The following is a 20,218-nucleotide window of genomic DNA, read 5'->3' on the forward strand; positions in this document are numbered from 1 at the left end:
TATGCTTACCACAGCAGCATGAGAATTTTATTAGTTGATGATGAAGTTGAACTAACTGAACCCTTGAGTCGTTTGTTAACTCGTGAGGGTTACATTGTAGATGCCGCTTACAATGGCGCAAGCGGCAGTGAATATGCACAAGTAGGTAATTATGACCTACTAATTTTAGATTGGATGCTGCCAGGAAAAACGGGGTTAGAGATTTGTCAGCAATTGCGACGACAAGGTAAAACCACTCCCGTGCTATTTCTCACAGCTAAAGATACTCTAGATGACCGCGTAGAAGGTTTAGATGCTGGTGCTGACGACTATCTAGTTAAACCTTTTGAACTGCGGGAGTTACTAGCCAGAGTCCGGGCTTTATTGCGGCGTTCCGGTTCCCAAGCTTATGAAACCACTACCGGACGTTTAACCGTCGCTGATTTAGAACTCGATTGTGAAAATCAAGTCGCCTATCGCCAAGGACGAATAATTGAGCTATCGCAAAAAGAAAGCCAGCTGCTGCAATATTTTATGGAACACACTGGACAATTAATGACTCATGCCCAGATTATGCAAAACTTGTGGCAAGAGGAAGAACAACCAAGTAGTAATGTGATTGCCGCATTAATTCGTTTGTTGCGTCGTAAGATTGAGGTAGGTAGAGAAACTGCACTGATTCACACAGTCTACGGTAAAGGCTATCGTTTCGGTGCTTCCTCTGTCGAGTAAATTTAGCCCAATTTCAGGCAGAATTATCTGAATGTGCTAAATCATAATTATTACAGCAGATTGCAACAGCGCGTGAGGTACAGGTGATTTTAAGGGCACAGTACTACTGTGTCCCTATCTGTGTACTTCATTTACCTGAAAAGTTATTCAAGTCTGGCGCGGAGTGCAGGAGATGGAAAGAGATTTTCAAATCCAGCTTGTCGCTCATTTAAGGGTTCTAGAGCATCGTTCCAAAGACTTTCATAATAAAAGAAGGTTACACCTAAACCACGTTCTTGGGCAGCCCGCACCTGAGACTTAATTTGCTGGATAGGAACTGGATTATTTCGTAATCCTGTCATAATACCAATTGCAGTGGGAATTATTTGCTGTGCTTCTTGAATTTCTGGACGAGAAATATTAGCTACAAAACTTTGCATATTCGGACGATAAACTTGCACAATTAACTCATCCACAATATGTTGTCGCATCCAGGTCAGCCAATCTTGCAGATGAAACTTGTAAGCAAAATCATAGTAATTAGGAGAAACTGAGAAAATTGCCTGGGGTTTTCTCTGCTTTACAGCTTGGTTAAGTTGTACCATGAACGCGGTAATTTTATCTGCCCGCCACTGTACCCATGCAGCGTCTTGGGCATCCTTTGGGGGAGGATTATTGGTTTCTTTGGTGTACAAAGCAACTGTATATTGGTCATAACCAAATTCGTAGGGCAAACTCATGTGATCGTCAAACTGAATACCATCGGCATCATATTGACTGACAGTTTCTAATACGAGGTTGGTGATGAACTGTTGTACTTGGGGAAGGAACGGATTGAGCCACATCACCTCACCAGCCGCACTAATAGAAGTTTGGCTACCATCGCGCTTTTGTGTGAACCAATCAGGATAATTCAGTGCTAGTTCTGAGGTTGGGGGAGCCATGAAACCAAACTCAAACCAGGGAATTACTAGCAATCCTTGGCGATGGGCTTGGGTAATGAGGTCTGCAAGAATATCATGTCCATCTAAACCTTTGTAGACAAAAGGTTGAATACCTGCACGTTGTGCGATCGCACTGGGATACATTACATAACCAGAATTCCACACCACAGGATAGATTGTGTTGAAGTTCAGCCGTCGTAATTGACTCACAGCATCCTTCACTTTGGCGCGATCCTTGAGGGTGTCAAAATCATTGGTGGTCATCCAAACCCCGCGAATTTCCTGACGGGGTAGCTGTGCGATCGCGCCAAAACCCCAACCTTCTGCGATCGCAGGGGTGAAACTGTCCAGCAACAATACAGTAACAAAGGATATTAAAACGAGAATTGGAAAAAGATATTTGAGTAATCGCCGCCAACTTTGAATAATAAAAGGTGATTTCATAGATTTGAATGATGCATTAGCTACCCACACACGCCATTGTTCACTTTTACGATTGAATCTACTAATCATATAGTGTACAAGTATTTATGCTTAGTACAGAATTGATTAGTTGGTAGTTATTCGTTCCCTGCTTATGGAACTTTTGCACCATAAAAACTAAAGCAGACCGATAAGATGCTTGACGCAGCAAGTAGCCATTAGTGCCCAATAGAGATTGAAATGGCGAATGGGGCACTTATACTAAGCAGTTCGACCCTTCGGCAAGCTTAGGGCACGCAAGATAATTGATCTTTAAAGACGCGATTTATCGCGTCTCTACATCAGGATTTTGGGCTTATTTGAACTGTATTAGCTTATATTCCATCTCCCTTGGAGACTTCCAAAAAATAAAATAACTGATGCATAAATCTCTGCTAAAAAGTTGATAGAACCTTTGATAAAGATGAGTTAAACTACTGACTGAAATTAAAATATTTGGGGAAATTTCAACTACTAAATATTATCCCCAATTTTTATGGGAGCGGAATTACAAAGCATAAGTTTTTTCTGGAATTATTTTAGAAGTATTTAAATTATCTTTAATATATTCAAGTATACTTTGAGCAATGTACTCTGCAAGCTTTACAGGCACAGCATTTCCTATCATTTGCTCAAGGTCTGTCTTTGTACCTTCAAAAATAAATGTTTCAGGAAAAGTCTGCAAATAGCTTCTTTCGATTGTAGTCAATGGGCGCAATTTTTCTATAATACAGACTGGATCTTTAGGGTGTTTCTTATAATTTTTAGGAATAGGACGATTAACTCCTCTTACTGTTGGACTAGGTTCATCAATACTAAAAATTCCTCTTCTTTGGTAACTTCTTGGATGTCTGTAGTAATATTGAATTTCTAATTTATTTCCCAGATAATCCCTAATGGTCATTGGTTTATCTGCTAACCTTTTCTTCAGATAAGGTTCTAGACTTTGGTCTTTTCCTTGTAACTCTCCAAAGCAAAAAAATCTTTTTCGCTTTTGAGGAACACCGCACAGACTAGCATCTAAAATTATTTCACTTAAACCATATCCAGCATCTTTGAATACTTGTCTAACCTCTTTATATTTATTGCTTTTACGAAATAGTTCTACGTTCTCTATCAAAAACCACTGAGGCAGAACATTTGTAACTATCTCAGAAAATACAATACTTAAATCTCCTCTTCCTAAATTTTCATTACGTTTACCGGCGCTAGAAAAGTCTTGACACGGTGGGCCACCAATAATAATTTCAGGGCACATTTCTCTAAAAATTTGATAGTTACTCCTTAAATTACTAAGATCGTAATCAAAAATTTTATGGCTAAAGTTTTTTTGATAAACATTTATAGCTGGTTTCCAATTATCAAATGCTGCTATAATATTAAACCCAGCATTTTGAAAGCCTAAAGATAACCCTCCACAACCAGCAAAAAGGTCTAAAACTCTAAATGAAGAGTTTTTTATCTCATTCCTAGATTTTTCTTTCATAGTTTTTATATATTTTTTAATTCTTCATCAATAATGATTATTTTAGTGTATATACTTAAGATAATGTATTGAATAATGCCTTCAAAATTACTAACCTATTCCACACCCCAACTGTGTCACAATAGAAAACTGTAATAAGAAAAATATTGTTAAGGTAATTTAGTGAGTCCAACTGCTCAATCCACGGCAAGCGCGCGTCGCGTTGTATTTCCTTTTACGGCAATTGTGGGCCAGGAAGAAATGAAACTGGCGCTCCTATTGAACGTGATTGACCCCAAAATTGGTGGTGTAATGATCATGGGCGATCGCGGCACCGGTAAATCCACAACTATCCGGGCCCTGGCGGATCTGCTGCCAGAAATTTCTGTGGTTGCCAACGATCCCTTCAGTAGCGATCCCAGCGATCCCGACTTGATGAGCGACGAAGTCCGCCAACTCTTAGAACAAGGGGCGGAAATTCCTGTGGCTCACAAAAAAGTCCAAATGGTAGACCTGCCGCTAGGAGCTACAGAAGACCGAGTTTGTGGCACAATCGACATCGAGAAAGCCTTATCTGAAGGTGTTAAAGCCTTTGAACCGGGACTGCTCGCAAAGGCTAACAGGGGCATTCTCTACGTGGATGAAGTCAACTTACTAGATGATCACCTTGTAGACGTACTGCTCGATTCCGCCGCTAGTGGATGGAATACTGTAGAACGGGAAGGTATTTCTATCCGTCACCCAGCGCGTTTTGTTCTTGTGGGTTCTGGAAACCCTGAAGAAGGCGAACTGCGTCCCCAATTGCTCGATCGCTTTGGAATGCACGCAGAAATTCACACGGTAAAAGAACCAGCCTTGCGGGTGCAAATCGTGGAACAACGGGCGGATTTTGACCAAAACCCTCCAGTATTTCTAGAAAGCTGCAAAGCCCAGCAAGAAGCATTGCAAGAGCAAATTGTCAATGCTCAAAAGCTTTTGCCAGAAGTGAAAATTGACTACGATCTGCGGGTAAAAATTTCTGAAGTCTGTTCTGAACTAGATGTAGATGGTTTGCGGGGTGACATTGTTAGTAACCGCGCCGCTAAAGCCTTAACAGCTTATGAAGGACGTACTGAAGTTACAGTTGATGATATCCATCGCGTAATTACCCTATGCTTGCGTCACAGACTGCGAAAAGACCCCTTAGAATCGATTGATTCTGGCTACAAAGTCGCCAAAGTTTTTAGCCGTGTCTTTGGCGTAGAATTACCAGAAAGTGATGCAGCACAAAAAAATGGTACAGGTCAAAAATTAGGGGCTAGAAGTTAGAGACGCGATTAATCGCGTCTCTACAGGAGTTAAGAGTTTTGAACGAAAAGCTGCTTCATAACTCATAAATTCAATTTCTCATTCATCACTCCTAACTCCCAACTTTTAACTCAGCACGGGCTAAACGCCCTGCTACCGCTAACAGCACTCAGTACTGACTATGAGATTTTGGTCTTTTTGGTTCAACAGCTTTGTTCTATCTAGCCAATACAACCCGCCCAGGTTTGTAGAATTATTGATGCTCTTATTAGCGATCGCTATGCTGGCAATAGCCAGTATTTTACCCGACAGACCTTATTTAATTTTAGGGTTGAGCCTAGTAGTCGGAGCATCTATTTCTATCTTAGTGCGGGAAGCGATCGCACCCTCACCCCAGACGCGAATTACCCAGCTAACAGCATCTCTATTGCTTATCATCAGCCTCTATGGGTTTGCTGACTTAATGTACACTCTCTAAAATTAGTTATGAGTTATGAGTGAGAAATTAATTATAAACTCCTAACTTTTGTACAGACGCGATTAATCGCGTCTCTCTACTCTTAACTTTTTAACTTACCAATTTTGCATTTCTACCAATTCCATACACAACTCATTAATTTCCTCCAAATCAGGTTTGTGAGGGAGGGCGGATTGTTCGTAAACAACTTCCATTTCAGCAACTAAATCTTCTGCCATTTTCATCACTCGATCGTAAGAATATTCACCCTTCAAAATAGCTTTTAAATCCTCAACATCACCAGCTATTCTTCTATCTACAATCACTTCACCTTGACGCAATATTTCTATTCCACTGCGTAACAATCTAATGCAGTGCATTCCATGCTTGAGGTCAAAACCAGACTTTCTTTCCATTTCGGCCCTAGCCGGATTTCTATTTTCCTGCCAAGATAAGTAAGCTTTCCATTCTCTTAAAGCTATTTGATAACTTTGGCTTTTTTGAAGCAGACGGATAAAATCTTTACGGCTATTAGTTAAGTTTTGGGTATATTCTAAAGTCTCATCTGGTAAAGTATATTGTTTTAATACTCCTTTAAAATCAATATCTGCTGTTAGCAATTGGTATAATTGCTCCGCTTCTTCCAAAAACTCAATCCGTCCTCTGATTAAGTTATAAAGATACTCCAGAAAAGCATTTAGCTCATCCTTGCTAAGAGGTGCTTCATCTTCTATGGCAAAATCAGATGGTATTGGCTTTTTTTGCGGTGGTTTTAATAACCATTTACGATGAGTTTCCATCTTTTTGATTTGGGCAAAGGCATAACCAGTGTAAGTATGTTTTACCTTCTTGCTCAAAAATAGCTGCTTATGATTAATTAAATGCTGTCCGACTACGCTGACAAAAGGATAGTTATTTAACCAGAGCAATTCTAAAACATTAGGATTCGCACCCGCTAATAACTGGAGAATTTTTCTTAATTCATATATAACTGTGTCTTTATTTCCATCTATAAATGGAAATATACCTGGTTCATCCCAACCAGCATCTTTTTGTTCGATGCGATCAAATCCCAAGTAGTATCTTTTGGGTGCGATAAATACTCCCCGATAATCAAAATCTGAATCAGGACGATTTAAACCATAGCCGTGGCTACCTGCCAAACCAATTAAAATAGTTCTTTGCTCAACTTCTATTCTTTCCATATCACCTAATTAAAATATAGTCATCCTAACTCATGAGTTAAGCAGGTGGCGAGATGCGAAGCAGAATTGCTTAGTTTAATATAAATGCTCCTCAAGGAGATGATGCAACGGTATCCCTTGAGGAGCAAAATTTATCAATTCAGTTGTTCCTATACTTTCAGTCTCCTAAAATAGAAATTATCTAGGATTAATATGCCGTCTAGTTCCCCATCCTGGATTGACAATAGCGGCTAAATCTTCTTCAGATAACTTGTTGATTTCATTGTCAAGCTCATCAGAGGTAAAGTCATAGCCACGCTCTTTAGCAATCTTGATGAAGGCTTTTGGATCGGCTGTTGCTTTAAGTCTTTGCTGTAATGCTTGATCTTGTTTTACAGCTTGAAAAAGTCGGGTAGCATTTTGCTGTGTCATGACAATCCATCTCCTGTTTTGAATATCAGGTTTGAATGTAAGAATTTGATTTTTTCGATTCCCTAAATTCTGTTGAAAACTATTGGATTAGTCGCGTAAGTTTAATTCTAAAATAAATAAGATAAATGTGTGGATTTTGATAAGAAACTATAAGTTTGAGTCTAAACTATTTCTAATAGTTTGTAAAAATCACTCTTAAGATGGAAGCTATATTTAAATAAAAAGCATCGATTCTGATTTTTGGGTAAGCGATCGCCATCACGAATTTTGGCAAATAAAAGCTTGACTTACCACCTATGAATAAAATAGGATATTAGATTGTCTGTCTAATTCCTGCTCGGATCAGGTAGACATATTACAAAAGCTGGCAAAAGCCTCTCTACAGGAGATAAAAACCAGCTACCTGTACGGCAACCTCAAGGACAATTTAATGACCTACGCAATTATTGAAACTGGCGGCAAACAAATACGAGTAGAGCCAGGGCGGTTTTATGATATTGAACTGCTTCCTACCGAACCAGATGAAAAAGTTACAATAGACTCCGTATTACTCGTGCAGCACGATGGCGAAGTCAGCATTGGCCAGCCACTAGTGACAGGTGCGACTGTAGAAGGGACTGTAATGCGACATTACAGAGGTCGTAAAGTCCTGGTATACAAGATGAAGCCGAAAAAGAAAACCCGCAAAAAACGGGGGCATCGTCAGGAAGTTACCAGACTTATGATTGACTCCATCACCCTTAACGGTGAAGTGTTTGTTGCCCAAGGAGAAACGGAGAAGGAAACCCCCGTTTTAGATGAGACTCCTGCCGAAGAAGTTGAAGTCGCTGCTGAATAATAAAAGAAGTAGATACAAAAGAGGAAATCATGGCTCATAAGAAAGGAACAGGTAGTACACGTAACGGTCGTGATTCTAACGCCCAACGTCTGGGTGTCAAGCGCTATGGCGGTCAAGTTGTGCGTGCAGGAAACATTCTCGTGCGTCAGCGCGGTACTAAATTCCACCCTGGTAATAACGTCGGTATTGGTAGCGATGATACTCTGTTTGCCTTAATCGACGGTGTTGTAATGTTTGAAAGAAAAGGCAAAACTCGTAAAAAAGTTAGTGTTTATCTACCTATAACTGCTGTTGAAGCAGCCCCTGCTGAAGCGGTAGCAAGTTAGAGTGTGAGGGTGGGTAACATTGCCCACCCTAATCGCTAGTTAGCACTGGCATGATGGTCAGATTTACATACATTTCTAAAATTTTCTAAAAGTCGCTTTGTTTCTCTGGTGGCCATAGATTAGTATTCCGATTTAAAGCGCAGATATTCTTCACTAACAAAATATTACAAAAGAAAATTTGGTTGCGTAGCTTGCTGCCGTAGATATTTTATATTAAGTCTTAAGCACCAATTTTTGGATTTTCTAAAGTTCAGATAGCTCATGCACTTCAGTATGAGATTTTGCTGAAATAATACCTAAATTAGATTCTAGCTTTGAGCTACCATGAATACCTGAGAAAATGCTGAGAATTAACTGAATTTTCTCAATGGATAAATTTATGAAAATCATGGCTTAATTTCAATAAGCTCTCAGTCCTCATAGAGATACTTTGGATGTTGGGGATAAATCAAATGTCAGTAGCAAAAGTTTGATGAAGTCCTCTATAAAAAAGGCATCTTTTTTACCTCAATAGCCTTTAAGAATGTGCTATAGCTTAATTTCTCTGAGTCAATCAATACAAAAAGAACTATCCAAAGGACGAAAGAAGACTATGAACTGGAAAATAATTTGTTTAATTGCTGGTTTAAGCTTAACTGCAAGTCTCACTGCTTGCTCTAGCAGTCCTGCAAGCAACAATCAAATTGCTCCTGAAGCCTCTCCTGCAATGAGTAAAGATAAAGCTGGCGATGCGATGGGTAAAGATGCGATGGGCAAAGATAAAGCTGGCGGTGCAATGGGTAAAGATGCGATGGGTAAAGACAAAGCTGGCGATGCGATGAGTAAAGATAAAGCTGGCGGTGCAATGGGCAAAGATGCGATGGGTAAAGATAAAGCTGGTGACGCGATGAGCAAAGACAAAGCTGGCGATGCTATGAAGCAATCCCCGGCTTCCACCAAGCCCTAGCCACAGCCTTGCATCTCACTTTTCTTGTAAGATTAGGGGCTGCTTACCAAGAAAATCTTAAGCCAATCCCTATACTTTGGCGCTTTGACATCAACAGGAGAAATTCTGATGAATCACAACCTGCTGCACCGTCGTCAGTTACTTTTTTATATTGGCTTAGGGGTTGTTGGAATCGGTGCAGCCACAACACTTTCCAACTTCAGAAAAGTGAATGCCCCTTCTATTTCTCCTGCAAAAAGTAACAATACGCAAGACTTAGAAACTATTGTGAAAACTCCGGCAGGTAAGAGTTTACCAGAGTTTCAGGGTATCAGTCAGTGGCTTAATTCTAGCCCTTTAGCGATCGCCGATCTCAAAGGCAGTGTTGTTTTGATCCAGTTTTGGACTTTTGCTTGTATTAACTGTCAGCGTACCCTGCCCTACATCACTAAATGGCATCGGCAGTATGAGGCGCAGGGACTCAAGGTGATTGGTATCCACACACCAGAGTTTGCTTTTGAGCGAGATCCGAACAATATAAAAAAGGCGTTACAAAAACACCAAATTACTTATCCGGTTCCAGTGGATAACGAATATAAAACTTGGAACGCCTACGAAAATCAGTATTGGCCCCATATATTTCTAGCCGATCGCCAGGGTTTACTACAATATGACCATATTGGTGAAGGAGCATACGAAAAAACAGAGCAAACTATCCGCCAGCTATTGGGGTAGAAGCAATGATGACGAATTCTACTTTATCGATCAGTCTAGCTTTATTGGGGGGAGTTTTGAATGTCCTTTCACCCTGTGTTTTACCGATTTTGCCTGTGCTATTAGGCCGATCGCTCCAATCGCATACTTACGGCCCAGTCGCGCTGGTGGGGGGATTAATCGCTGGTTTTGCACTCGCAGGTAGTTTACTCGGTGTAACAGCAAGCTGGTTTACGGGTTTGGCTAACTTATTACGGAATGGCGCGATCGCACTTCTTTTATTTTTAGGATTACTCGCAATTTTCCCCACATGGAGTTACCGAATATTTACTTATATTCCCGTCGGTAATTGGGCTAAGAAACCCCCACGAATTGGACTTATGGGAGAATTCTGGTTAGGGACTCAGTTAGGGCTTTTATGGACTCCCTGTGCTGGGCCAGTTTTGGGAGGAATTTTAGTCTTAGCGGCAGTTAATCATCAAGTCGCAGGTGCATTTTGGTTACTGGTTGTTTATGGAATCGGAGCAGGTTTGCCTTTATTAGCGATCGCCTACGGTGGGCGAGTACTTAGCAAACGCATCCTCAATGTCCGCCGCCATAGTGCAGTGTTGCAGCGCGTGGGTGGTGTTGCGATCGCAGCAACAGCAATTGCTATTCTTCTCGGTTGGGATGTCCAGATACAACTTTGGCTAGCTCCCTTTTTTCCTACTCAACCTCTGTGAGACAGTCATAAGCGTGCCAATTTTGGATTAGAAGACCCAATCCAATAGTCTTACTGGGAACAATCTAAAAATCTAAGATCCAAAATTCAAAATTGGTATGACCTCATCTAAACGTAAAGCCCGTTCAACACCAAGTGAGACTTTACTTTCAAAGACCTTTCACTGGATTAATATCATCAGCCTCATGTTGATGATCGCTAGCGGATTGCAAATATATAATGCTAATCCAGTATTTGGCGGGCGTGAAGGTTGGCATTTTCCCGATTTTCTGTTGCTGGGAGGTTGGCTTGGGGGTGGCAGAAACTGGCATTTCACTGCTATGTGGCTATTTTCACTAAATTTACTTTGGTATGGAATCTATATCTTTATAACCCGTCGTTGGCAGCGTCGCTTTGCCGATCGCAGCGACTTAAAAGCATTGCAAGTCAGCCAGAACCAAAAACGCAAAAATTACGCATGGCATCGGCTAGCTTATACTGCTATCATTCCCGTGCTACTGCTGGCAATCTTGAGTGGTTTGGCAATGTACAAACCTGCCCAACTGCATTGGATTTCGGGGCTATTTGGTAGTTGGCAAACTCTCCGCACTGTTCACTTTATCACTGTTCCCACAGTCATACTGTTTACAATTGCTCATTCCTTACTTGCCCTGAAGGTAGGAAGCATCCGTCTAGTTAAGTCTATGTTTGTGTAGAGGTAATATGAGTCTGATTCTTCCCAAACGCACCTTATCCCGTCGCCAATTATTGCAACTATCTGGACTTTCAGGGGTAGGTTTTCTTTTAGGTGGCTGTGGGACAAATTTGTTCTCAGATAATCTGCGGCAAATATCTGAGCCGCTAAACCAACGTCTGGAAGCACTATTGTTAAGTCAAAAACCAGTTCCAGAATTTGCTGTCAGTGCCATAGAAGCAGATAAATTGCTGATTAATACCTTTGACTTCACGCCGCAAATCGATCCGGCGCAGTTTCGCCTAAAGATTGATGGTGAAGTTAGTAACCCAATGCAATTGAGTATGGCAGATATTCAAAAATTTCCCTTGACTTCAATGGTAATTCGCCATATCTGTGTTGAAGGCTGGGCTGCGATCGTTCAATGGGGAGGCGTGCGATTGCGAGACTTGGTAACGCTGGTACAGCCGAAGTCAAATGTCCGCTATGTCTACTTTAAATCTGCTGATGGCTACTATGAAAGCTGGGATCTTGCCTCTGCTGTCCATCCCCAAACCCTCATGGCTTATCAAAAGAATGGACAACCGTTATCAGCTGATAATGGTGCGCCTATGCGTTTAGCATCCCCAATTAAACTGGGCTACAAACAAAGCAAGTGGGTAACTCAAATTACATTCGTCAGCAATTTGTTACCTCTTAAAGGCTATTGGGAGGATCAGGGCTATGAGTGGTTTGCAGGGTTATAGTCAGCGAAATATTGGTGAGTAAAGAACTGGGAAAGGTTTGAGATTGCCACAGTGCGATCGCAAGCAGCCCAAATATGTAAAAACATAAGCTGTCATTGCGAGCGTAATGAAATGAAGCAAAGCGATCGCACCCTTCGCAAAGCATATCGTAGAGAAGTAGTTTTAGGTTGTGCGATCGCATTATTTTGCTTCACTGCATTTGCAATGACATTCTGTAATTAATTATGTTGCCTACTTATTAGACTAAAATTTGAATCCCAGGCGGGTAATGCAGCCGGCGCAGATTACCTAAATTACTGAAACCAACGCCAGACAAAAGCAACCATTCTCCTGAATCAAGGCTGACGATTCCGCCGCAAGTCTTCCAGATTTCCACGAAAGGTTATTGTATTGGGATGATTTGCCCCCAACTGTTGTTCAGCGATCTTTAAAGCTTGGATGTACAAAGGTTCGGCTTCGCTGTACCTTCCCTGTAAATGGTAGAGTTCTGCCAAATTATTGAGACTTACCGCAACGCTGGGATGGTTGTTTCCCCACAAGTGTTTATCAAGTTCTAATGCTTTGAGACACAATGGTTCTGCTTCATTGTAGCGTCCTTGGACTTTGTACATATAACCAAGAGCGTAAATAGTATCTGCCAAAAGAGGATGATTTTCTGGAAGTAAATCCTGCTTAAGTTTCAAAGCTTGCAAGAATAATGCTTCTGCTTCGTTGTAACGTCCTTGGGCGCGGTATATTAAAGCTAAATTGTGCAAGTCAGTAGCTACATCGGGATGCTTTTCTCCTAAGATTCGCTTATCTAGTTCTATCGCTTGCAGTGATAAGGGTTCTGCTTCTATGTAGCGTTTTTGATAAAAGTAGAGTAACGCCAAATTGTTCAGTGTAATTGCCACATTGGGGTGTGATTCCCCCAGCAGACGTTTAATCATCTCCAAAGCTTGCATATACAAAGGTTCGGCATCGCTGTACCTTCCCTGGAAACGGTAGAGTTCAGCCAAATTGTTCAGGCTGATTGCCACATTAGGGTGTGATTTGCCCAAACGTTCTCTACCAGTTGATAAACTTTGCTCATACCAAGGTAAAGCTTGCTCGTAGGCTCCTTGACCTTCGTAGAATCTACCCAACCCTTCAAAAGGCCAGATTAGATCATCATCGTTTAACCAAGTTTGGTAAACTGTAACAACTTCCGCAAGGTGAGGGATAGCCAGGGTTGCTTTAGCAATGTGTATCAATGTGGCTATCTGAGGAACATCCTGTGCTACGGCTACCATTGCTTGACAAAAGCCGCGCTTGAGTTCATCCGCTTCCGTTAACTCTTCTAACTTATGCTGTAACAATTCCCGAATGCGTTCATGAACTTGGTAGGTGTCATCTGCCAATTCTTGCAGCAAATAACGCTCAACTAAAATAGTGCAGTTAGCTTTAAAGTCAAATTCCAAATGGCTAGCACTTGCTGCTGATTCTACCAAAGACCAGGGGATAGGAGCCAAAGCAAACAAACTCAAAAGACAAGCCAATTTTTGCGCTTCTGCTTCCAAACATTGCCAATTCAACTCAAAAGCTACTGCTACACCAGACTCGCCTGTTGATGCTTGCTTTTGTAGCTGTGCGAGAATGTCTGCTAGCATAATACTCTCCCTGGCTCTCGGCACTGTGCTGCTATTTGGTAAAGTCCAATTGGTACATAATTCACAAATCGGCAAAGACCTTTAGCAAATTCCAATTCCTTCTCAACCCTATCTTTTCCCAGCAGAGTTGCTAATAATTCTAAGGCTCCATCTGGTGATAATTCACCTAGCGGCAGTGATGGATATGTTAACCCTGTGTTCTGACGAGTAGTAATTAACACCTTAAACAGAGAACCTTTAGGTGGTAGGTAAGGTTTAATTTGCATCCAGTCTTTAACATCATCAAATATTAATAAAACTTTGCCCGCTTGCCAGTTCTTCCAGCAATAAGCAACTTGACCTGCTAGGCTTAATCCATCCGGTGGATTAAAGTTAGGTAAATTCACAACTCCAAACTCTACTAACTGGGTTCCCAAATCAATACCTTGGGGATTTAACCAACAACACCCGCCAGAATAATCTTCTAAATATTGCCACGAGTATTGAATAGCTAACTCTGTTTTACCTACGCCACCTTGCCTAGTCACATCGCTAATTACCACAACATCATTTGCTTGTAATAGCTGACGCAATTGTTCTATTTGCTCATTCCTCCCAACAAACTTACGAGCTTGACTCTGTTGGATATTATGCGGGATATCAAAGGGGTTGAAATGAGATTTTTCAATATCTCCATCCCAACTGCGAGAATAAAAATAAGTCGGCAGTTGTTTTTTATCTAAACTAATAAATCGCTGCTTAACTGCCTCAGTAACTTCCCTCATATTCGGGGGAAAAGTCCCATTAGCTGAGGCAAAAGCTTCCCGCACAGCTTGAGAAAAGTATCCTGTTTTATTTTCAGAATTTACCTTAGCTTGCTCTCCATCCCGCGTAGCCAGTAACACAAATTGTTGACTATCTTGCTTTGGCTGACCACTCAAAAAAGCTTTGCCACCTAAATTAGTTGGTCTTCCCTTCGACTCTAAAACATAATTGGCACAGGCATCAATAATACAAATATGATTCCGAATCTGAAAATTATCGGAACCCAACAAAACTAATAAAGAATTTAAATCTAAATTCTGCCAATTCTGTTTATTGGCATCAGCACAAAGCAACCGACGCTCTCGTTCTGAGGTAATCAAACCATGTCCCGCCCAAAAAATGTAGAGTAAATCCCCCGACTTTGGGGATAAAAAGTTAGTCACAATGTCGGAGATGTTTTGCTCTGTTGCTAACTCTACAGTTAACCCACATTCCCCAATTAACTGATGATTTTCTTCCAGCGCTGATAAACATAACCGGATATTCTCTTTCGGTACACCGTGCTGATGCAGCCAATGAGCAAATTTCAGCGCGTCATCGGCTGGCCCCCCACCCGTGACATTCCAAGCACTTTCGTGGTACTTTTCAATACCCACAATTAACCCAAATGTCCGCTCAGGTTTCGCCATCAACTGCATGATGACCTAGCCTCTCATATTATGGGGACTTACGCACAAGAGATCGCCCAACCCCCTTAAAAATGTGGCTTTTAGCGTTCCTCCTACGGCATAAACACAAGTCTGAAGTAGTTTAAGAATCTGGTTTTTACCCCACCCTAACCCTCCCCTTGCAAAGGGGAGAGAGCTAGATTTCCGGCTTCCCCCCTTTCCAAGGGGGATTGAGGGGGGTAACTCGACTTGTCTGTACACCGAGGGGAGAGGTTGGGAGAGAGGTTTTCTAGATACCGTAAAAAGTAAAGCATTATGGCAACCTCGGAATAATCGCCTCCCAGGTTTTAGGATTTGTCCAATAAGCACCGTGGGAACGGGGAAATGGCTGTCTGCTATCCACTCGTACATCCTGCACTCTATCAAGGAAAATATTCTTACCAACGTAACTGAGAAAATCCCGTAAATCGTAGATATTCAACCATTCCGGGAAATGCTCTGGTAATAACTCTCCATATTCTAAGCTGTAGAGGGCGTTAATCTCATATAAAAATGGTGCTTGGGAACCAACTGTTACCAATAATTCCACCTGAGATAACTGCTGCTGCACTAGCAAATCTACACAAGCGATACCTCCCAAACTATGGGCGAGTAAGACTACTGGCGGTTCTGCTTGGGCAATTTGTTGCTGGATAAACGCCCTAATTTTTTCACCCCGCGCCTGATACAACAAAATATCACCAGGCATAGGCGAAATTTTATCAGTTAACTCCAGGCGGTTTCCTCTAACATAATTTGTTCCGCCGTGCTGTAGTAGTCCATAAAGTGGCTTTAATAACCAGCTACCCAATCCTAACTCCGCCTCTGTCAAAGCCAGAGTCAGCAATTCCACAACTTTATCGCGCAATTGGGCATCGGTGAGTATGGGGGGAAATTTTTCTTGCTGTTCACTAATAAACATTGCTTGAGCCACAACTGCTCTAGCTATTGGTGCATAATATTCACTCAAGTCAGATTCGGAAACTGTGAGCAATGCCTTATGATACGGTTCGCTAAGAATCACAGCCTCTCGTGCTTCGGCAAATATCTCTGCAATTCCCGCCTCTTGCAACTTAGCTTCTAGTTGAGATGTCGGCGCGAAACTCGCTACACGAGATTGTAAAATATCCCCTGAATCTTCCCCAAAAGCATTTCCTGACTCAATCGGTTTCAAAGATAACAGCCGCAATTCATACAAAGGATCGCGGTATAATTTTTCCCACAATGTAATATCTGCATCTTCTTCTGGCTGAGATAAAGCCAGTGTCGCATCTTCTAAGGGTACTGATGCCCGATTTTCATTGAACTTTGCACCCAATGTACCCCAAAGGCAGGGAGCAACTTTGATATCAGGACGTTGAGCGTGAATCTTTTGCTCAATTATCTCAAAGGTTTCGTTGTATTCTCGTTCTCTAATGCCAGTGCCATGTAGAAATATTACAGTGGTCATTGTTATAAAGGGGCTAGCGATATCTGGGTTGGGCTATGCCTAGACTGTTGACTCTGTGCCTTTTTAGGAGTTAAAAAGCTATACAAAATATATTTCATTGCGAGCAAAGCGTTGCAATCCCAGGCGATTGCAACGCTTTGCTCGCAATGACACAAAAATAGCATGAACCAAAAAACCCTAAATTCCATCAAAGTCAATAGCCTAGGCTATGCCTACGCAAAGCTTGTCTTCTGTATTATTCATGACCACGTTATCTGATGCAAGAAAACTGATGCCGATTAGCTGTGAAGCTGTTACAAAACTTGGGGCTTACAGTTATTTTCAGGTAAATAGACCAAGTAAGGGCACAGCATTGCTGTGCCCCTAGGAAAGAAAGATGTGGTTCAAATACTTGAATTCTGCTGTAAGCCCCAAGTTTTGCTCTTTAAACCTTAGTCGTGAGAAATTTTGATATTTCCGCATGTGCTAACACAGCAGCAGGTTCGCTCTGGAGAGCATTGTAATACTTTCTCTCGAAGGTATTGCCCGTTTCTAACGGTACAATCAGCGTGCGGACATCAGCAATTAACTTTTCAAAATCTTCCATTGCAATCGGTTCATCTGCTTGGAGCATTTCATCAACTTGCACAACCACCTCGGAAATCCGATGTAGCCAAGCAAATTGTTCATGAGCGATAACTAGCTGAAGAAGTTCTCCGCTTGATACTCGTCCACTAATCTGTTCGTAGGCAATACGTTCTGTGTCCAGCAACATCTTGTGCAGATGAAGCAATTTGTTGCGTAAATCACGCAGATATTGATGTTGACGTATTCTTTGTGAAAGTGTGTTAGAAGTCAATGTTACCCATCCTCTCGTTACAATAATAGTGTTTTACTAATTCGTAATTCGTAATTAAAGTTTTAATTCTGCATCTGTGCAAACAGCATTGTTAACTATCTACTTAAGCTCGGTTCCTGAATTCGGTTTCCTTGTTAAGGAGCATTCATTACATTATAACTGTTGTATCTTATATTGGATTAATCATATAATAGCATAAAGTTATAAGAAGTACATCTATTGAGGAAATGTCAATTATGGGAAAACTGCCTTAATGTCCCTAGCATACATAATTCTAGGTTTTCTTCAGCAGCAAGAAATGACGGGCTACGACCTCAAAACAAGCTGCTTCGATCAATGTATTGCCCATTTGTGGCCAGCAGACCAGGCACAAATTTATAGAACTCTCGATAAGCTAGTTGAGCAAGGCTGGATTACCTGTAAAATTGAGATTCAACGCGATCGCCCCAACCGTAAAGTCTATAGTGTAACGGAGCCAGGAAAAGCTGAATTTGCTCGATGGCTTGAGACTCATCAGCCCTTAGCGACTATCCGAGAACCTTTGCTAGTCCAGTTGCATTTTGCAGAGCAGTTGCCAAATAAAACCATTATTCATCTACTAGAGCAGCAATTGGCAGCTCGAATCAAAAAGCTTGCTGAGTGTCAAATCATTGATTTGCCATTACTTGATGATGACTCTGCCAACCGCGAGCAAGTAATGCAAAGGCTGGTGCTGGAGTTAGCGATCCGAAGAGAACAGACTTATATTGATTGGTTGAAGATAGCAATAAATGTTATCAGTAAACAAAAGCCATGTACATCACATTCTCAGATTTTATAAAATGGCAACAATAGCAGTCAATCCTTATCTCGATCGCAATTTTGCTCCAATCCGTGAAGAAATCACCACCGACAAACTGCTAGTCATCGGTGAATTACCCCTTGATTTGTCGGGGATGTTTGTACGCAATGGCCCTAACCCTCAATGGACACCTATCGGTCAATATCACTGGTTCGACGGAGATGGAATGTTGCATGGTGTACAAATTAGCAACGGCGTAGCCACTTATCGCAACCGTTACATCCAGACAGCCGGATGGAAAAAAGAACGAGAAGCAGGTAAGGCTCTCTGGACAGGATTGTTAGAACCACTGCGAAAGGATAATCCTGATGGTGGGTACAAAAAAACCGCCAACACTGCCTTAGTTTGGCACGCTGGTCAGATGTTGGCGCTGAACGAGGGAGGTAAACCTCACGCTATCAAGCTTCCTGAATTAGAAACTATTGGCGAATATACTTACAATGACAAGCTGATTTCTGCCTTCACAGCCCATCCCAAACTAGACCCAGTTACAGGCGAGATGGTATTCTTTGGCTACTCTTTGTTTGCACCACCATACGTCCAATATAGTGTAGTCTCGGCACAAGGCGAACTGTTGCGGACAGTGCCAATCGACTTGCCCATAGGAGTGATGATGCACGATTTTGCCATCACTGAAAACTACACGATTTTTATGGATTTGCCTTTGACTTTCAGCGTTGAGCGATCGCAACGACAAGAACCCGTTATGATGTTTGAGCGCGATCGCCTCAGTCGTTTTGGCATTGTACCACGTCACGGAGACAACAGTAATATCCGTTGGTTTGAGACTCCTGCTTGCTACGTCTTCCATATCCTCAACGCTTACGAAAATGGCGACGAAGTAGTACTGATTGCCTGTCGTATGAGTTCTACGACTGTTTTGAGTCTAGATGATTCGCAACCCGACCCAGATGCAAATATCCCGCGTTTGTATCGCTGGCGATTTAACCTCAATACGGGGACAGTGCGTGAAGAAATGTTAGACGATGTAGCTTCAGAATTTCCCCGCGTCAACGAAAATCTATTGGGGCGACAAACTCGATATGGCTACACCAACAAAATGGCGAATAGTCCCCTACCATTATTTGAAGGCATCATTAAGTACGACTTCACTACTGGAAAGTCCCAAACCCACCTATTCGGACAGGGGCGCTATGGCGGTGAAGCTGTATTTGCGCCGCGTCCTGGTGCAATTACTGAGGATGATGGCTGGCTTGTAACTTTCATCCACGATGAAAATTCAAACACTTCAGAATTAGTAGTGGTTAATGCCCAAGATGTGACTGCTGAACCTGTAGCGCGGGTGATAATTCCTCAACGAGTGCCTTATGGATTTCATGGTACTTGGGTTGCACAGGAATAGCGAAATGGGCGGTTACAAACCGCCCTTACTTAAATTATTTTTCTCTATACCCACCAGCGTAGTCAATTACGCAGATTGTTCTATATAACTTGTGAGTTCCATAAGCAACCCCAGACACTTTAAAAGCGCCGTTAAAAATATTTTTTCTATGACCGCGATCGCGCACGCCATCATCAATAATTAATTGCATGATGATATCTTGAGGAGTGTTTGAGCCATAACTGATATTTTCACCTGCGGTTGTTTGCCATGTACCATAACGGTTGATGCGAGTAAAGGGGTCGCTACCATCGCTACCATCATGACCTATAGTACCTGTTGTCCCTTGGTCTTTAACGTGATCTTTTGCTCCCAAAGACATACCCTTTGAGGCACTCAACGCTCCTACAGGACTTGCAGATTTCAGAAATGCGATCGCTTCATCAACTGCTTTGACTCCTTCTTGAGTTTGCAAATAAGTATTATCAGAAATCTGGATTTTGTTACCCTCAAAGCGCTTTTTATAGTTTTCCAAAATCGGCACGTAGGACTGGGGATTTGTTCGTACTTTATTTGTTTCAACAATTACCTGTTGTTCCAACGGTGAAAGGTCATTCATATATGCTAATAAATTTGGACTGGTTGGTTGAACTACTGCTGGGTTAGAGTTTGCCACAGACGGGCTAGATTGAAACAGTTGATTTGAGCAGCCGAATATCAGGGTAGCTGGCAAAAATACCCAAAGTTTTATGCGACGCATCCATTACCTCACAATTTTTATATGCATTAATTTAGTGAATTAGA

21 protein-coding genes are annotated in these 20,218 nt (G+C 41.7%); 12 read left to right on the plus strand and 9 right to left on the minus strand.

Translation table 11 applies throughout. The features are described 5' to 3' along the window. Window positions 1-18: 18 nt before the first annotated feature. Window positions 19-711, plus strand: coding sequence for a two-component system response regulator RppA (gene rppA, locus GTQ43_RS20015; protein WP_265274510.1), 693 nt, complete (start codon window positions 19-21; stop codon window positions 709-711). A gap of 143 nt (window positions 712-854) precedes the next feature. On the opposite strand, the gene GTQ43_RS20020 is transcribed toward rppA, so the two are convergent. Beyond that, the gene (locus tag GTQ43_RS20020) at window positions 855-2,147 is read right to left on the minus strand and encodes a glycoside hydrolase family 10 protein (protein WP_414859127.1); all 1,293 of its coding nucleotides are present in this window, start codon (window positions 2,145-2,147) and stop codon (window positions 855-857) included. Window positions 2,148-2,604: 457 nt separating this feature from the next. Then, the gene (locus GTQ43_RS20025) at window positions 2,605-3,582 is read right to left on the minus strand and encodes a DNA cytosine methyltransferase (RefSeq protein ID WP_265274512.1); all 978 of its coding nucleotides are present in this window, start codon (window positions 3,580-3,582) and stop codon (window positions 2,605-2,607) included. A 162-nt stretch (window positions 3,583-3,744) separates the two neighbouring features. Between GTQ43_RS20025 and bchI the strand changes: the two genes are divergently transcribed. Together bchI and GTQ43_RS20035 are read left to right on the plus strand one after the other, a co-directional pair. After that, window positions 3,745-4,869 (plus strand): magnesium chelatase ATPase subunit I, encoded by a 1,125-nt coding sequence (gene bchI, locus GTQ43_RS20030; RefSeq protein ID WP_265274513.1) that lies wholly within the window; start codon window positions 3,745-3,747, stop codon window positions 4,867-4,869. Window positions 4,870-5,029: 160 nt separating this feature from the next. Next, on the plus strand, window positions 5,030-5,326 hold the full coding sequence (locus GTQ43_RS20035; protein ID WP_196529220.1) for a hypothetical protein: 297 nt from the start codon (window positions 5,030-5,032) through the stop codon (window positions 5,324-5,326). 95 nt (window positions 5,327-5,421) lie between these two features. Here GTQ43_RS20035 and GTQ43_RS20040 read toward each other — a convergent pair whose 3' ends face one another. After that, a complete protein-coding gene (locus GTQ43_RS20040) occupies window positions 5,422-6,510 on the minus strand; it encodes a DNA polymerase beta superfamily protein (protein WP_265274514.1) in 1,089 nt (362 codons plus the stop codon). 177 nt (window positions 6,511-6,687) lie between these two features. Then, window positions 6,688-6,921, minus strand: coding sequence for a Nif11-like leader peptide family natural product precursor (locus GTQ43_RS20045; RefSeq protein WP_265274515.1), 234 nt, complete (start codon window positions 6,919-6,921; stop codon window positions 6,688-6,690). A gap of 430 nt (window positions 6,922-7,351) precedes the next feature. On the opposite strand from GTQ43_RS20045, the gene rplU reads away from it, so the two are divergent. The 7 genes from rplU to GTQ43_RS20080 all read left to right on the plus strand — a co-directional run bounded on the left by rplU (window position 7,352) and on the right by GTQ43_RS20080 (window position 11,864). Further along, complete coding sequence (gene rplU / locus GTQ43_RS20050; protein WP_265274516.1) at window positions 7,352-7,759, plus strand: 50S ribosomal protein L21; 408 nt, start codon at window positions 7,352-7,354, stop codon at window positions 7,757-7,759. A gap of 29 nt (window positions 7,760-7,788) precedes the next feature. Then, window positions 7,789-8,085: a 50S ribosomal protein L27 gene (gene rpmA / locus GTQ43_RS20055; RefSeq protein ID WP_069071599.1), complete on the plus strand. Its 297-nt coding sequence runs from the start codon at window positions 7,789-7,791 to the stop codon at window positions 8,083-8,085. A 592-nt stretch (window positions 8,086-8,677) separates the two neighbouring features. Further along, window positions 8,678-9,031 carry a hypothetical protein gene (locus tag GTQ43_RS20060; protein ID WP_265274517.1) on the plus strand — a complete coding sequence of 118 codons (354 nt, stop codon included), beginning with the start codon at window positions 8,678-8,680 and terminating at the stop codon, window positions 9,029-9,031. Between the two features lie 108 nt (window positions 9,032-9,139). Next, window positions 9,140-9,745, plus strand: a complete 606-nt coding sequence (locus GTQ43_RS20065; protein ID WP_265274518.1) for a thioredoxin family protein — start codon at window positions 9,140-9,142, stop codon at window positions 9,743-9,745. Window positions 9,746-9,750: 5 nt separating this feature from the next. Beyond that, window positions 9,751-10,446 (plus strand): cytochrome c biogenesis CcdA family protein, encoded by a 696-nt coding sequence (locus tag GTQ43_RS20070; protein WP_265274519.1) that lies wholly within the window; start codon window positions 9,751-9,753, stop codon window positions 10,444-10,446. Window positions 10,447-10,543: 97 nt separating this feature from the next. Continuing rightward, window positions 10,544-11,140, plus strand: coding sequence for a cytochrome b/b6 domain-containing protein (locus GTQ43_RS20075; RefSeq protein WP_265274520.1), 597 nt, complete (start codon window positions 10,544-10,546; stop codon window positions 11,138-11,140). 7 nt (window positions 11,141-11,147) lie between these two features. Next, window positions 11,148-11,864 carry a molybdopterin-dependent oxidoreductase gene (locus GTQ43_RS20080; RefSeq protein ID WP_265274521.1) on the plus strand — a complete coding sequence of 239 codons (717 nt, stop codon included), beginning with the start codon at window positions 11,148-11,150 and terminating at the stop codon, window positions 11,862-11,864. A 335-nt stretch (window positions 11,865-12,199) separates the two neighbouring features. Here the strand turns inward: GTQ43_RS20080 and GTQ43_RS20085 are convergent, their stop codons facing one another. The 4 genes from GTQ43_RS20085 to GTQ43_RS20100 all read right to left on the minus strand — a co-directional run bounded on the left by GTQ43_RS20085 (window position 12,200) and on the right by GTQ43_RS20100 (window position 17,231). Then, on the minus strand, window positions 12,200-13,492 hold the full coding sequence (locus GTQ43_RS20085) for a tetratricopeptide repeat protein (RefSeq protein ID WP_265274522.1): 1,293 nt from the start codon (window positions 13,490-13,492) through the stop codon (window positions 12,200-12,202). After that, window positions 13,486-14,925, minus strand: a complete 1,440-nt coding sequence (locus GTQ43_RS20090) for a caspase family protein (RefSeq protein ID WP_265274523.1) — start codon at window positions 14,923-14,925, stop codon at window positions 13,486-13,488. Before GTQ43_RS20090 ends, GTQ43_RS20085 begins: the two co-directional genes overlap by 7 nt. Before the next feature lie 292 nt (window positions 14,926-15,217). Then, complete coding sequence (locus GTQ43_RS20095; RefSeq protein ID WP_265274524.1) at window positions 15,218-16,393, minus strand: hypothetical protein; 1,176 nt, start codon at window positions 16,391-16,393, stop codon at window positions 15,218-15,220. A 424-nt stretch (window positions 16,394-16,817) separates the two neighbouring features. Further along, on the minus strand, window positions 16,818-17,231 hold the full coding sequence (locus GTQ43_RS20100; protein WP_265274525.1) for a hypothetical protein: 414 nt from the start codon (window positions 17,229-17,231) through the stop codon (window positions 16,818-16,820). A gap of 253 nt (window positions 17,232-17,484) precedes the next feature. Here GTQ43_RS20100 and GTQ43_RS20105 point away from each other — a divergent pair, with 253 nt between their 5' ends. Then, on the plus strand, window positions 17,485-18,051 hold the full coding sequence (locus GTQ43_RS20105) for a PadR family transcriptional regulator (RefSeq protein WP_265274526.1): 567 nt from the start codon (window positions 17,485-17,487) through the stop codon (window positions 18,049-18,051). A gap of 1 nt (window position 18,052) precedes the next feature. Next, window positions 18,053-19,435 (plus strand): carotenoid oxygenase family protein, encoded by a 1,383-nt coding sequence (locus GTQ43_RS20110; protein ID WP_265274527.1) that lies wholly within the window; start codon window positions 18,053-18,055, stop codon window positions 19,433-19,435. A 34-nt stretch (window positions 19,436-19,469) separates the two neighbouring features. Here GTQ43_RS20110 and GTQ43_RS20115 read toward each other — a convergent pair whose 3' ends face one another. After that, the gene (locus tag GTQ43_RS20115; RefSeq protein ID WP_265274528.1) at window positions 19,470-20,174 is read right to left on the minus strand and encodes a CAP domain-containing protein; all 705 of its coding nucleotides are present in this window, start codon (window positions 20,172-20,174) and stop codon (window positions 19,470-19,472) included. Window positions 20,175-20,218 lie beyond the last annotated feature (44 nt).

The organism is Nostoc sp. KVJ3, assembly GCF_026127265.1.
GTDB lineage: Bacteria > Cyanobacteriota > Cyanobacteriia > Cyanobacteriales > Nostocaceae > Nostoc.